We start from the raw sequence: 14,513 nt of genomic DNA, 5'->3' as shown, positions 1-14,513 counted from the left end.
GGTGGCGCCCCCTAACACCACCCACATTTCTAGTCCGCCCCAACCACACCCCCCCACCACTTCTTACCCGGCCCCGCGCGCGGCCCGCCCCCCCCCCCCCCCCCCCCCCCCCTCCTGAATGGGTGAACAAGCGCTCCGGCGCCGTCATGCCGAACCGGAAACCGGGCACAAACAGTCACGCCGGCTCCTTGCGATCAGCTCATTCCCACGCTTCGAAAGCTCTCAACCCAGTTGAGCATGCCCATCACATGCCGGACCGCGGCGTCGTGGGCGGCTGCGGAGTCGCCGGACAGGATGGCATCGATGATGGCCTTGTGCCCGGCTACGGAATTTGGCAGTTGTCCAGGTTGGGAGAAGAGGATGTCTCGGGATTGCGTGAGTAGGCCGTTCAGATCTGCGAGCAGCCCTGGCAGCAACACACCTCCTGAGGCCTCAGCTATTGAGCGATGAAAGGCGACATCGAGCAGGGCGAGTTCGGCCGGGTCAACGGCAGAATCTACTGCTTCTGCAAATTCAGAATGAGCACGTTCGATTGCAGCCCGGGCGTCGTCCTTTGTTCCACTCGCGGCCCGCTCGGCCGCGAGGCCGTCCAAGGCCCCACGGACATCAAGGAGTTCGCTCAGTTCGTCCCTGTGCATCTCAAGATATAAGGCGAAGGCCCCAGCGTAGGCACTGGATATTCCCTCCCTCACCCGGGCCCCTTTGCCGTGCTGAATCTCGATGAGTCCCGTCGCTTCCAGACCTGCCAATGCTTCCCGGATGCTCACCCGGCTCACACCGAAGGCCTCACCGAGCTTGCGCTCGGAAGGAAGGAAAGTTCCCGGGGGATAATCCTTTCGTCTAATCGCGGCCAGGAGCTGATCTCTTACCTGCAGAGTTGGGCTAACTCTTTCAACAGCAACGAAAGAGGAGCCGGTATCTGTTTCACTCATTTCTGGCTCCGATCAGACTAGGGAGTACTAAAGGCCAGCGCGGTAGCTCTCATAATCCTGTTGATCAGATGCGATCGTGATGACGGGAGCACCGACTTCCACATCGTCCCCTTCCTGGGCGAGCAGGGCGCCGACAATACCTGAGGTCGGTGCCTCCAACTCGACGGTGATCTTGTCCGTATCGATGGTTGCTAGAATTTGACCCTCCGTTACTGTATCTCCAACGCTGACATTCCATTCAGCAATAGTTCCTGACTCCATAGTGACTCCCCATTTGGGGAGGGGAAATTCATTAGCCATGCTATGTCCTTAGATGTTGATGTTTTGGTTCTGAATTGTGGGCTTGCCAAGCAATGTCCGCACCGATTCAGCGATCTGGTTTGTCATTGGCAAAACAAATTGTTCGAGCACAGGGGCATAAGGAACGGGGGTGTTGCGGCCTCCCACCCGCTGCACAGGGGACCTGAGCACGTCGTAGCAATGCTCTGCTGCCCAGGCGGCGATCTCAGCACCGAACCCACCCCGGGCGGGCGCTTCGTGGGCGACCAGAAGACGGCCAGTCTTCTCAAGGGAGGACCGCAGTCCCTCATAATCAAACGGTACGAGTGTTCTGGGATCGAACACTTCGCAGGAGATGCCTTCTTCGGCCAGCGCCTCGGCCGCCTGCATGGCATATTCCCGAGTTTTTAGGTAGGTGACGATTGTGACGTCCGTTCCCTCCCTGTGGATCCGGCCCGAGCCAAAGGGGATGGGGTCGATTTCAACCACTTCACCGGCCGGACCTCCTCTGCCCACATAAAGACCTTTGTGTTCAAAGAACATGACCGGATCCGGGTCTCGGATTGCGCTTTTCATCAATCCCTTGGCATCTTCCGGCGTCGACGGTGCCAGAACTTTCAGGCCCGGCACATGAGTGAACCACGACTCCAGGCTCTGTGAATGCTGTGCCCCTGTGGACCCATTTGTGCCGGTCACCATTCTCACAACCATTGGCGAGCTGAGCTTGCCACCGGTCATGTAGTGGGTCTTAGCGGCTTGGTTGACAATCATGTCCATAGCCAGCATCGAAAAGTCGCTGAACATGATTTCCGCAATTGGCCGGCCTCCTACGAGCGAAGCTCCCACCGCCGCGCCAACGATGGCTTCCTCGCTAATGGGCGAATCCCAAAGGCGATCCGATCCGAAACGCTCCCAAAGGCCTTTGGTGACGCCGAAGACGCCTCCGGATGCACCGACGTCTTCCCCGATAATGAAGACGGCCGGGTCCCGCTCCATCTCTTCGGTTATGGCCTGACGAATGCCATCTGCAAAGGTAAACTTGCTCATCGGAGAGCCCTTCCGTTGTAGGAATCTACGTAAACGTGTTGCAGGGCATCTTCAGGTGAAGGGTGCTCCTGCTCTTTTGCCCACTCGATGTCGCGGCTCAAACGTTCTTCCACCTCTTGGCGGAGCGCTTCCAGCGACTCTTCAGTGGCTCCCAGTTCATCCCGGAGAACGTTGGGGAACAGGACAAGAGGATCCCGTTTCATCCAAGATTCCACTTCTTCTTTAGGGCGGTATCGCGCCATATCACCTTCGAAGTGACCCTTGTGGCGGTATGTCTTGGCTTCAATAAGAGTGGGGCCCATCCCGTTCCGGGCCCTGTCGGCTGCTTCAGCCGCTACTTGCCGCACTGCAAGGACATCATTTCCGTCGACGACCACGCCTGGCAATCCGTATGCAGATGCCCTATCGGCGACGTTCTCCAGGAGCATGTGCTCATTCTGTCGGGTGAACTCACCATATAGATTGTTCTCGCAGACAAAGAGGACGGGGAGTTTCCAGAGAGCAGCAAGATTCAGGGATTCGTGGAAGGCCCCCTCGTTGGAAGCGCCATCCCCAAAGAAGGTAACCGCCACCGCGCCGCTACCGGTCCTCTTGAGCTGCAATGCAGCCCCGGTAGCCAAAGGAATGCCACCTCCGACGATCCCGTTTGCTCCCAGGAATCCGAGCTCCGCATCAATCATGTGCAGAGACCCACCCTTCCCCGCGTTATAGCCGGTTGAGCGGGCAAACAGTTCGGCGTACATCCGTGCAGGATCCGCTCCACGTCCGATTAGATGGCCGTGCCCCCTGTGCGTGGATGTGAGCACGTCATTTTCTCCAAGAGCGGCGCAAACCCCCACCGCTACAGCTTCCTGGCCGCTGCAGGGGTGAAGAAAGCCCGGAATCAAGCCGGATGCCCTGAGTTGCGCGGCCCGCTCCTCAAAGCGGCGAATCAGGATCATCCGACGAAGTAGGTCCATCCCTTCTTCCAAATCGATGCCAACGGCTCGAGTTGCCGTTTGGGTTAGAGAGTTAGTCATTTGCGAAATCCTTATCTAAGAGGTCTTGTGCCGCCAGCTACGATGCTGAGAAACCGCCGTCAACCAACATCGCGGAACCCAGGACAAAGGAAGCATCGTCAGACAGAAGAAATGTTGCTGCTGCAGCAATTTCGTCTGGTTCTGCGTAGCGGCCGATGGGGTGCTTGGCGGCGAAATGATCTGGCTCTGATCTTTCAGCATTGAGCTGTCGAAGCAGGGGAGTCATAGTGCCACCTGGGCAGATGCAGTTGGCTCGAATGCCTCTTGAGGCGTACTCCACGGCGATCGATCGCGTGTACTGAAGTATCGCGCCTTTAGCGGCCGCATATGCGGCGAGTTCCGGGGCTCCGCAAACTGCAGCGGTGGAGCCGAACGTGAGGATGGTGCCGTAACCCTGCTCCAACATTTGTGGTATCACGGCACGGGTTGTGAGGAACGTACCCAATACATTGACGTCCAGGACCTTGCGGAACACGTCCTCCGAGAGCTCATGCGTAGGCCCCGATGCCTGGATGCCCGCAACAGCCACCACCGCATCAATTCCACCAAGGGTTTCGTTGACTTCGCTCACCAGCCTTGCCGTATCGGAGGCATTGCAGACATCCATGGCCCCGGCGAACGCCAGCGTCTTGTTCAGCTCTGGCTTGACGAGGTCCGCTCCGGCGACAATGGCACCCTCCGCAGCAAGACGTTGTGCGACGGCCGCGCCGATGCCCCCTGCTGCCCCGGTGATGAGGACTCGACGACCGTTTAAGCCTTTCATAGGATCCTCCCTAAATTTCTGTCTCCACATCTCAACATGTATTACATCATGCCAGTTACCATAGTGGTATGACCAGTGTTTTTTTCGATTCATTTGTACTCCGTTCCGTCACCCTTTCCTCGGCAGCAGTCAAAGTGGACGTCCACCTGCGGGACGGCGCCATAGAAAAGGTCGTGCCGCTGGATGCGCGGGAGCGCCCGCATGCTGGATCAGCGGATGCTGCAGGCGCGTCCCCTAACGAAATGGACATGGATGGGTATCTTCTTCTGCCGTCTCCGGTGGAGCCCCATGCCCATTTGGACAAGGCGCTGTTGGGGCGACGCGTCCCAAACCGCACAGGAGACTTGGCTGGCGCGATTGAGGCGATAAAGGCGGCCTACCCATCCATGACAAGGGACGATATTGGCCGCCGTAGCCTGTTGGCAGTCACGGAAGCTTTGACGCGAGGGTATACGGCAGTTAGAACGCACGTTGACTGCCGCGAGGAGATCGGCACCACCGGCATCGAAGCTATCGTTGATCTCAAGCGAAAACTGACGGGGATCATTGACCTTCAAATTGTGGCCTTGGCCGGAGAGGTCGGCGGTGACGACGGGGCGCCCAACCGGTCGACGCTCCAAGCCAGCCTGGAACTCGGCGCCGACATTGTGGGGGGCGTTCCCTCCCTGGAGCGCAATCCCAAGGCTTCGCTACGTGAGTTGATGGCCATCGCCGGGGACGCGAGGTGTGGCATCGATCTGCATATTGACGAAACAACTGATCCAGACATTTTCGTACTCAGGCAACTGGCCCGCAGCATCCTCTCCTCGGGCTTCGCGTACCCGGTTACGGCCTCACATTGCGTCAGCTTGGGCACGCAATCGGCGGATGCGGCAAGGGAGGCGGTCCAGCTCATCGCCGATTCCGGGATGTCGATTGTGACGTTGCCTCAAACGAACTTGTTTCTTCAGGGAAGAGGCAGCACAACGAGGAAGCCGCGGGGACTTACGGCAATCGAGGACCTCTTGGCAAGTGGCGTTACCGTTGCCGCTGGAAGCGACAACTGGAGGGACCCGTTTAACCCGATGGGGAGGATAGATGCCCTGGAGACGGCCTCCTTGCTAGTATCCGCTGGCCATTTGATGCCAGGCGATGCCTACGTATGTACAAGTACGGGAGCGCGCCGCGCCATGGGCCTTCCGGAGGTTCGGGTCGCCGCTGGATACCCAGCGGACCTGTTGGCTATTCGAGCAAATTCCTTGGAGGAAGCGATGGCCTCCGGAACACTCGATCGAGTCGTCCTCAAGGACGGCCGCGTTGTTGCGCGGACGGAGGTAGCCGTCAACCTCTCATCGCACCTGCAAGCGCTGATTGAAACGGCGGACTACTAAACTGCGCGGCCCGGTCCGACCTTCTGACGCTAGGAGGCCGATGAAAGCAGGCGACGCGTTCTCCTGCAACGTCGAGGGGAATGTTGTGGGCGGCCGGCCAGGGGAGCGCTGCCTTTGAGAAAAAGATAGCCCTTCCGTGGGTTATCTCATATGATGTCTGTTGTACTACCAGTAGCCGTATGATTTCAGTTGCAAGCGGCTTACTGAGGGCTCTAGTGGACGAAGACGTTCAGGCTCGACGCAATGGAATGGGAGAGATGGACGTGGCAAGTGTCGGAATAGTCGTTGAAATGGGTCAGGAGACACGTGTTGCGGCGACACCCAAAACTGTGGGCCAGTTGGCCGTATTGGGCTACACGGTGGTCGTAGAGAAAGGCGCTGGCGAATCTTCGTCCTTTCCTGACGACGCGTACGCCTCAGCTGGAGCGCAGATTGTTGGCGCCGATGAAGCCTGGGGCAGCGATGTGGTGCTGCGTATCAATCCGCCCAGCGAGGAGGAGCTGGATAAACTCTCGGCAGGCGCAACCCTCATCGGGATGCTCAGCCCTGCTCTGCGACCCGAGTTGGTTGATGCGCTGGCAGCGCGACCCATAACAGCCTTGGCGTTGGACGCTGTGCCCCGAATCTCGCGGGCGCAGTCCATGGACGTACTGAGTTCCATGGCCAACATCGCCGGGTACAGGGCCGTCATTGAGGCCGCTCATGAGTTTGGCCGGTTCTTCACGGGCCAGGTCACTGCAGCGGGGAAAGTGCCCCCTGCCAAGGTTCTGGTTGCTGGCGCTGGTGTTGCTGGCCTGGCCGCTATCGGCGCCGCAAGCAGTTTGGGTGCGATTGTGCGGGCGACCGATCCCCGGCCAGAAGTGGCCGACCAGGTGAAATCCATCGGTGGTGAATACCTCAAGGTTGAGGTTGCAGACGAGATGAAGTCATCTGATGGGTATGCCAAAGCCACTAGCGAGGTTTACAACCAACGGGCGGCGGAAATTTACTCGGAGCAGGCACTGGATGTCGACATCGTCATTACTACCGCCCTCATCCCGGGGCGGCCCGCGCCGAAGCTGTTGACAGAAGAAGATGTAGCCAGCATGAAACCGGGCAGCGTCATAATTGATATGGCTGCTGGTCAAGGCGGCAACGTCGCAGGTTCTGTTGCTGGTGAACGTAGGGTCACGGATAACGGCGTTGTCATCCTTGGGTACACGGACCTGCCCGGGCGATTACCTGCCCAAGCATCCCAGCTCTATGGAACCAATATCCTGAACCTCTTGAAACTCCTGACCAAGGGCAAGGACGGACAGCTTGCGATCGACTTCGACGACGTCATCCAACGATCGGTAACGGTTGTCAGGAACGGCGAAAAGACGTGGCCGCCTCCGCCCGTCCAGGTTTCCGCTGCTCCCACTGTTTCGGATGAGTCGACTCGTGCTGACGTCAAGGAACATTTGGCGCGTCAGGCAGCCAAGAAGAAGGGTCTTAGCCCCGCAGTAAAGGCCGGACTGGTTGTTGCGGGGATCGCAGCACTCTTTGGGATCAACGCAATTGCACCGGACCCGCTGCCGCAGCACTTCACAGTGCTGATGCTCTCGGTCGTCGTCGGATTTTACATCATCGGGAAAGTCCATCACGCTCTGCATACTCCATTGATGTCGGTGACGAACGCCATCTCCGGCATAATCGTCGTCGGCGCTTTGCTGCAGGTTACTTCTGCCAACCCGGCTGTACAGGTTGTTTCCGCGACGGCAATCCTGCTCGCAAGCATCAACATCTTTGGCGGTTTCGCCGTCACCCGCCGAATGCTCGCGATGTTCTCCCGCGGAGGGAAATCTCATGAGTAATTACGCGAAGCCAGCGAGTTCAACAACGATCGAGGAGTTCAACCGTGTCTGAAGCCGTCTCCGGTGCTCTAACCGCAGAGTCAATCGCTGGAGCGGCTTACGTCGTTGCCGCACTGGTGTTTATCCTCAGCCTTGCAGGGCTCAGCAAGCACGAAAAGGCGAAGGGCGGTGTGGTTTACGGCGTTACTGGCATGGTGATCGCCCTTTCTGCAACCGTCTGGTTGACCCTTCAGGGTGCATGGGGCAATAACCAAAACTTCAGCGGGATGATTTTTGTCCTGATCGCCGTATTGATTGGTGGGGCCATCGGGCTGTGGCGCGCGCGTGTCGTTGAGATGACCGGCATGCCCGAGCTGATTGCGCTGCTGCACAGTTTCGTGGGCTTGGCAGCAGTTCTGGTCGGATGGAACGGACACTTGGAAACGCCGCACGTTGCCGAGTCCCTTCTGGCCATTCACCACGCGGAAGTCTTCATCGGCGTCTTCATCGGAGCCGTGACATTCACGGGTTCGATCGTCGCCTTCCTTAAACTGTCAGGGCGAATGAAGTCCGCCCCGCTCACCCTGCCTGGCAAAAACGCCATCAACCTAGGTTCCCTGGCAGCATTCGTGGTCCTCACCGTTTGGTACGTCAATGACTCGCAACTTGGCTTGCTCATCGCAGTTACAGTCCTGGCGTTGGGTCTGGGCTGGCATCTCGTAGCATCCATCGGCGGCGGAGACATGCCAGTGGTCGTGTCCATGCTCAACAGCTACTCAGGATGGGCGGCTGCAGCCGCAGGCTTCCTGTTGAACAACGACCTCCTTATCATCACTGGTGCACTGGTGGGCTCCTCCGGTGCGTACCTTTCCTACATCATGTGCAAAGCGATGAACAGGTCCTTCATCTCCGTCATCGCTGGCGGGTTTGGTGTGTCCGCACCGAAAGCGAAAGATGCTGAATACGGTGAGCACCGCGAGATTTCGGCTCAAGAAACAGCGGAGCTGCTGTCGAATGCCTCAAGCGTCGTCATCACCCCTGGGTACGGCATGGCCGTCGCACAGGCACAATATCCGGTCGCCGAGCTTGCCCATAAATTGAAGGAACGCGGAGTTGATGTCCGCTTTGGCATCCACCCTGTCGCTGGACGATTGCCCGGCCACATGAACGTCCTCTTGGCTGAAGCGAAAGTGCCCTACGACATCGTCCTGGAGATGGACGAAATCAACGATGATTTGGACGCAACGTCGGTGGTGCTGGTCATTGGAGCGAATGACACAGTCAACCCGGCGGCAGCCGAGGATCCAAGCAGCCCTATCGCAGGAATGCCCGTGCTGCGCGTCTGGGAAGCCGAGAATGTTGTTGTCTTCAAGCGCTCCATGGCAGCAGGATACGCGGGCGTACAGAATCCTCTATTCTTCCGAGATAACTCCCAGATGCTGTTCGGCGACGCCAAACAGCGCGTGGAAGAGATACTTCGGGCATTTTAGGTCTGCCCATAGCTGATGGCCCGCTGCAACCTGGGATGACGTCCGGGGGCCTAGTGGATCAGAGCAGTGCGACAACGGACAAGGAGACCGGCCGTGCGTGAACGCCCGTGGCTCGCCCGTGTGAGGAGGAAAGAGCTGAGAGCGCGGCGGAAGAACGAACTGCCCTATGCCGACGCACCCGTGGTCGAGACAGATGTTTTCGATCTGGACAGGATTACGGCTGCTCCGTGGGTGGGCCTTCATCACCGGCACGAGTTCCTTCTTCACTTGAATCATGAATTCCTCGGTAAAACCGCAGGAGATTGAAGAACGTTTTCATGTCCTGATTCGGTCCGATCGCCACCATTCCCGTGCGCGCTGCAGCCCTCATTTGCAAACTTGAAACCAAACGGCTGAGATGTAATGAGATATGGCACCATGAAACTCAAGGAGTGGCCTGAACCGACTATTTCCCTGCCACAGTCACACCAGTCTTCTGCTGACTTGGCCAGAGTCGAGATACAAAGGCTCATCATCTCGGGTGAATTTATGCCGGGAGACCGCTTGCGGGAACGCGAGCTATCCCAAATTCTGGCTTTATCGAGGATCCCTGTCCGCGAGGCACTCCAGCAGTTGCAGGGGGAAGGTTTCGTTAAGTCGTCACTAAGGCGCGGGGCAATTGTAAAGCGCATTACTTTAAGCGACGTCAACGAGCTCTTCGACCTGCGACTCACTTTGGAGGTCTTCGCCGCCAGCTGCGCTGCGCAGTCGGTGCACAACGGGCATCCAGCGGAGCATCTGCAATGCCTCCTTGCTCAAGCAGAAGAAGCGAGCGTCCGCCAAGATCCGCTAGGTCTAGCTCACTGCAACACGGCATTGCATGCGGAAATCGTCGTCCTTTGCGGGAATTCGCTGCTGGAGCGAACCGTCAGTCCGCTCCTCAGCAGATTGCATTGGTTGTTTTCGCTAAGTGGAAAAAGCTCCCTCGAAAGCCAGTGCCCACAGCACCAAGGGCTGATACAAGCGATCCAAAGGGGTGCCACGGATCTAGCAGGAGCACTTGCCATAACCCATATCGAACTCACACGAGAACGCGTCATCCAGGCCTTGGCTGAACGTCTTCAAGCCCCCTAACTCACTTGAGGGTTCACCGCGATGCCGGGGGTGAAGATTTCCTCTTCAAGCCGACCAGCAGGCCGGTGAGCATGAGGACGACGGAGCACTTGTTTTCCCGATGGTCGATGGCAGTTCCTTGATCAGGTGAGTCTGGTTCGATGCTGGCTTGGTTGGTGCGCGGTCATTCGGCAAAATGCGCTATTGGTTCGGCTTCGTCCGAGGAGTGGTGGTGACGAGGATCGGGGCTTCGATCTGATGCTCCTCCCTGAGCCAGTCCGGCAGCATCCGGTCGACGAACAAGGTCAGTTCTGTGGCTGTCTGTGTGGGCTTTTCGAGCCAGTCGAGAAGCAGTGAGAGGATCGCGCCCACGAGAAACACTGCTGCCTGCTTGGCGTCGAGGCCTGCAGGCCTAGCTTCAACCGCCGCAATGGCCGCGGTGAGGTGGGTGACCAGCGTTGAGTGGAGTTCGGCGAGTGCGGGCGTCTGGGTACCCGGGGTCAACACGGCTAGGCACAACACCCTGTGCTCGGCAAGGTGGGTGAAGAACTCCTCAAACCCGACCTGCGACACGACGGCCGGAGTGGACTGATCCTCATCCTCGCGGAGCATCGGCTTGAATGCGTCGAGCAACTCCCTGAAGGCTGCGACACCCACATTTTCGGCGCCGGTGAAATGGTTATAGAACGAGCTCCGACTCACGGCAGCCTCTTGGACCAGCGAGGAGACCGTCGGTGATGACTGGCCGCTTTCAAGTTGGCGCTCAAACGCGTCAAGCAAAAGCTGGCGCGTGCGCACGGCCCGCGGATCCGCTGCGTTGCCTTCGCGCATGAATACTGCAGGAGGCGTGCCGGTGAGGCCCATCGCGTCCCCTCTCCCCATAGTCTCTTGGACCTATCCTACGATTGCCCATCGACATCAACTATCGTACAGTTGTCCATCAGTGCTTGAGAGCGACAGTTTTCGGGCCTTGACCTGAAGGAGGACAAAGATGTCAGCAGTGGACAGGTTCGATCCGGAAATCTTGGCGCTTTTCACGGCGGCCGCCAGTTCAACCACCGAGAGTCCTGAATTCATCATGCCCGAACGTGGCGACGCGATGGGCCTGCGGTCCGTCATTGACGCAGGCCTTGCCGTCATCCCACGACCCGTAGTCGCAGGGGTGTCGGGAGATCCGCACAGGGCCGAACGTAGGGACGGGGCCGGCATGGAACTGCGTTGGTACTCCCGCGACGATGATGATCGGGAAGATCGGGCGGCCATCGTCTATTTTCACGGTGGAGGCCGGGTCGCCGGAAAGATTGACCACTACGACGGCGTCATCCGACACTACGTCCAGGAAACCAATGTGCCAATGCTGCTGGTCGACTATGGCTTGGCTCCGGAGTACACGGGAACCTCCGCGCAGGAAGATGGACTTGCCGGCCTTGAATGGCTCATCAACCACGCCACGGACCTGCGCGTGGACCCCGCTCGGATCGGCGTGATGGGCGACAGCGCTGGAGGCGGCGTGGCCGCAGGAACGGCAATCCTCGCCCGGGACAAGGGCGTCGGTGTAGCGAAGCAAATCCTGATCTACCCCATGCTTGACGACCGCACCACGGTCCCGGATCCGGCCTTGGACGGCTTGGCCACCTGGACGCCCGATACGAACTGGACGGGTTGGCACGCCGTCCTCGGGGACAGCATTGGCGGCGGGAACGTCTCGCCCGTAGCCGCCCCGGCACGCCTGGAGGACTTCTCGGGCCTCCCGCCCGCTTACATTGAGGTTGGCGACCTCGACATCTTCAGGGACGAATCCATTTCCTACGCGCAGCGGCTGCACCACGCAGGAATTCCTTGCGAACTCCACGTGAATGCGGGTGTCATACACGGCCACGACCTCATGAGTTTTGACATGCAGGTCACGCGGCGCACCATCGCCGATAGATGCCGAGCCATATCGACCCTGTAACCCGCCGTGGCACGTCCGGGAAGTCTGATTAATCGCCCTCCCGGGGTCGTCAGAATCGGTCGCGGATCCAGAACGGACGCCCGGCAAAGGTTGCATTCCCATGCTTCGTCGTCGGCCTCCGGTACCTTGAGTCCGTCAACAATCCGCAATCCCGCACAGCACTGCGCTGGAGGCTGCGGCCGGGGTTGGGCACGGCGGAATGCGCTCCTGAGGATCTGTTCTTCTGGTGCGGCGATCTTGCTGGATGTTTCATCGTTCGAGCGAGTAGACGATTTGCGAAGGCTGCGGCACTCGCTTGCTGCGGCCCTCCAAACGCTCACAAGAGTGTCGGCTCGCTGTTCTTCGGCGGTCGATCGAGCAAAAAGGAAGTGTGGACAATGTCCACACTTTCCACTTCGGACTGCCTCGTTCAGCCGCCGGACTGGCCCGGATTCCGCATGTTTCCGCCACTTCCCAGTGTTTTCAAGGCTCGGAATCCCGTTCGAGTCCCACCTCGGGCACGGCATACCCCCTCGTCAGAGGGGGTTTTTGCTTTAACGTGTTGACATTCTGGGTTAAAAGGTCCCTCTGACACTGGCCTCGGGGTGTGCCTGGCGCCGCGGGTCGCCCGTTCGGTTGCGGGGGAGCGGGGTCGGGGTCCTGGCTGGTGGGCCCTCCGCTGGCTCTGATATGAGGGTACGAGGTCCTCTCTTGGTTCTTCAGGTAGGTCGTGGTTGTCCTACACCTCTTCATGGGTAGGGGGACTGCGCGCAACATGACCTTCGAGAACCTTCGTCAAAGTTCCTGGATTTGGCTCGTTGCTGGAGTTGTGAGCCTTGGCTGGGGAAGCCTTAGTGAGGGCAAAGGTCGGGTGCGAAATGTACACGCCTTAATCTGATTTGATCCAGTACATGCATCCTTCGGTCCATGCGTTCATTCAGCAATGAGCCTTGGGCGACGTGACGTCCAGGGCTCGCGGAAGCATCAACGTTGACTGCTCAATCTCGTCGGAAGTCCCGGAATGGGCGGGCCGTGGTAGTGAGAGCGGCGCCTTGGCGAGGCACGTCGTTGGCTAAGAGGAACGGGTCGGGCGCGCTAATGCTTACTGACGGTGCTGTGACGCATAAACAGCGCCGGCACTGTACAAGGATGGACGATTCTATACATCAGGGCGATATTCTGCTTTCATGCCCCTCACACTCAGTGCATTGACCGGTAACACGGACCTGCGGCTCCAAGTGAAACATTGGACTCGCGAAACTGATCCGATGGTCACGGGGGCGCATGTCTCTGAGCTGCTGCGTCCCAGCGAATGGCTGGCGGGCGGGGAGATTTTGATGACTATCGGGCTGCTGCTCCCCGTTACCGTCACGGCCGAGGATTGCCGTTCGTACGTTCGGGATGTCAAGGGTGGCGGTGCTGTCGCCCTCGCTCTTGGCCTGGGCAGCGATTTGCCTCACCAATCGGTACCAAGGACCCTTGCTGAAGCCGCAGCGGCGGAGGACCTGCCTCTTTTCGGTGTTCCCGAGGACGTGCCGTTCATTGCCATCACGAGCGCGGTCTATAAGGCGCTCGTCGCGGACGAGCGCCAGTCCCTTGACCGCTTGGTTGACCTTCACAAGGCCCTGACTTTCAGTGCCGCTTCCGGCGGAGGACTTGAAGCGATTGTTGCGACCTGGACATCGGCTACGAACATAGGTGCCATTGTCACCGACCCGCTGGGCCTGCGGATCGTGACAAGCGACACCGTCGGTGCCCAGCCAACGGACGAGATGCTGCGCGACCTTGCCAATGTCTTGGCTCCCAAGGGGTTAAGGAGCGCGATGAAGACGACGATCGACGACATCCCTCTTGAGATCCAGCCCTTGGGGACTACCCGGCTGCGCGGCTTCGTGGTCCTCGTCGGCAACGCGGGGTCACGAATGCCGGTGGCAATCACCGCACTCACCTCAATTCTTGCCCTTGAGTTTGAGCGTCGATGGCTGTCCAGCGAGCCGGACCGACACCAACGTGCCCGGGCCTTTCAGAGAGTGCTGGTTGCCGAATCCGAAAGCGACGCGGAGGCCCTGCTTCGTGCCTCCGGACTAACCGGCGAGGAGTTCCGCTGCATCGCCGTCGACCCGGGGGCGGGTGCCGCGGCCGATTTGGTCGCCGATCTATCCCTGACGATTCGCGGTGGTCTCATCCGCCACACCAACGGAGGCCCTGTGGAGGCCATCGTCATGGCCGACGCCGACATAGAACAGGACCTTCGTAGGTTCGCACCCAACTTAGCCGCCGGAATCGGAGCCTCAACAACGCCAGGCACACTTGCGGCATCCCAGGCACAGGCGGTGGCCGCACTGGTCACCAGCCGCAACCTCGGTCACCCGGTGACCTACCGGCGCGGCTTCACCCAGACCTGGCTCACCAACGCCACTGATTTGGAAATGGCGCAGACATTCAGCGACGCAGTCCTCGCCCCCCTCAGCAACGCCGATCCGAGTGGAGCGCTCCTGGCGACCGTCGAGGCCTGGCTGACCGCGAACTGTCAGATCGACCCCGCCGCAGATCGCCTTCACGTCCATCGGCACACCGTGCGCTCCCGGCTCCGGAAGATCGAACAACTCATTGGCCAGCCCTTGGACCAGCTGGATACCCGGGTGGAACTATGGCTTGCCCTGACAGCGAAGGGGCGGACAACGCAAACAACACGCACCCGCCACCACAGCAAAAAAACCAAGACACAACCGCGCGGGGGTATTTGAAAGAACCGGAATTCAAAGTCACGCAAG

General features: G+C 59.3%; 12 protein-coding genes. 6 read left to right on the top strand and 6 right to left on the bottom strand.

Going from position 1 to position 14,513, the window contains the following annotated elements:
- Positions 1 to 194: 194 nt before the first annotated feature.
- Genes LN996_RS21620 through LN996_RS21600 form a run of 5 tightly spaced genes read right to left on the bottom strand, consistent with a single transcriptional unit; the run spans position 195 to position 4,040 of the window.
- Positions 195 to 932 (bottom strand): FadR/GntR family transcriptional regulator, encoded by a 738-nt coding sequence (locus tag LN996_RS21620; protein WP_231343039.1) that lies wholly within the window; start codon positions 930 to 932, stop codon positions 195 to 197.
- Between the two features lie 27 nt (positions 933 to 959).
- The gene (locus tag LN996_RS21615; RefSeq protein WP_231343036.1) at positions 960 to 1,232 is read right to left on the bottom strand and encodes a biotin/lipoyl-containing protein; all 273 of its coding nucleotides are present in this window, start codon (positions 1,230 to 1,232) and stop codon (positions 960 to 962) included.
- Positions 1,233 to 1,241: 9 nt separating this feature from the next.
- Positions 1,242 to 2,258 (bottom strand): alpha-ketoacid dehydrogenase subunit beta, encoded by a 1,017-nt coding sequence (locus tag LN996_RS21610; protein WP_231343035.1) that lies wholly within the window; start codon positions 2,256 to 2,258, stop codon positions 1,242 to 1,244.
- Positions 2,255 to 3,277, bottom strand: coding sequence for a thiamine pyrophosphate-dependent dehydrogenase E1 component subunit alpha (locus tag LN996_RS21605; protein ID WP_231343034.1), 1,023 nt, complete (start codon positions 3,275 to 3,277; stop codon positions 2,255 to 2,257). The genes LN996_RS21610 and LN996_RS21605 overlap by 4 nt, the downstream gene beginning before the upstream one ends.
- A gap of 37 nt (positions 3,278 to 3,314) precedes the next feature.
- On the bottom strand, positions 3,315 to 4,040 hold the full coding sequence (locus LN996_RS21600) for an SDR family NAD(P)-dependent oxidoreductase (RefSeq protein WP_231343032.1): 726 nt from the start codon (positions 4,038 to 4,040) through the stop codon (positions 3,315 to 3,317).
- Positions 4,041 to 4,108: 68 nt separating this feature from the next.
- Here LN996_RS21600 and LN996_RS21595 point away from each other — a divergent pair, with 68 nt between their 5' ends.
- From LN996_RS21595 to LN996_RS21580, 4 genes are all read left to right on the top strand, one after another.
- The gene (locus LN996_RS21595) at positions 4,109 to 5,410 is read left to right on the top strand and encodes an amidohydrolase family protein (RefSeq protein WP_231343030.1); all 1,302 of its coding nucleotides are present in this window, start codon (positions 4,109 to 4,111) and stop codon (positions 5,408 to 5,410) included.
- Positions 5,411 to 5,700: 290 nt separating this feature from the next.
- The gene (locus tag LN996_RS21590; protein WP_374110802.1) at positions 5,701 to 7,245 is read left to right on the top strand and encodes a Re/Si-specific NAD(P)(+) transhydrogenase subunit alpha; all 1,545 of its coding nucleotides are present in this window, start codon (positions 5,701 to 5,703) and stop codon (positions 7,243 to 7,245) included.
- A 44-nt stretch (positions 7,246 to 7,289) separates the two neighbouring features.
- Positions 7,290 to 8,714, top strand: a complete 1,425-nt coding sequence (gene pntB, locus LN996_RS21585) for a Re/Si-specific NAD(P)(+) transhydrogenase subunit beta (protein WP_231343028.1) — start codon at positions 7,290 to 7,292, stop codon at positions 8,712 to 8,714.
- A gap of 417 nt (positions 8,715 to 9,131) precedes the next feature.
- The gene (locus LN996_RS21580; protein WP_231343026.1) at positions 9,132 to 9,827 is read left to right on the top strand and encodes a GntR family transcriptional regulator; all 696 of its coding nucleotides are present in this window, start codon (positions 9,132 to 9,134) and stop codon (positions 9,825 to 9,827) included.
- A gap of 180 nt (positions 9,828 to 10,007) precedes the next feature.
- Here the strand turns inward: LN996_RS21580 and LN996_RS21575 are convergent, their stop codons facing one another.
- Positions 10,008 to 10,670, bottom strand: coding sequence for a TetR/AcrR family transcriptional regulator (locus tag LN996_RS21575; protein ID WP_231343024.1), 663 nt, complete (start codon positions 10,668 to 10,670; stop codon positions 10,008 to 10,010).
- Between the two features lie 127 nt (positions 10,671 to 10,797).
- Between LN996_RS21575 and LN996_RS21570 the strand changes: the two genes are divergently transcribed.
- On the top strand, positions 10,798 to 11,760 hold the full coding sequence (locus tag LN996_RS21570) for an alpha/beta hydrolase (RefSeq protein ID WP_231343021.1): 963 nt from the start codon (positions 10,798 to 10,800) through the stop codon (positions 11,758 to 11,760).
- A gap of 1,166 nt (positions 11,761 to 12,926) precedes the next feature.
- Positions 12,927 to 14,486 carry a PucR family transcriptional regulator gene (locus tag LN996_RS21565; RefSeq protein WP_231343020.1) on the top strand — a complete coding sequence of 520 codons (1,560 nt, stop codon included), beginning with the start codon at positions 12,927 to 12,929 and terminating at the stop codon, positions 14,484 to 14,486.
- Positions 14,487 to 14,513: the final 27 nt, after the last annotated feature.

This window comes from Arthrobacter sp. AK01, assembly GCF_021109375.1.
Classification (GTDB): Bacteria; Actinomycetota; Actinomycetes; order Actinomycetales; family Micrococcaceae; genus Arthrobacter.
Note: the sequence above shows the minus strand (reverse complement) of the source record. Positions and strands in the feature narration are given on the sequence as shown.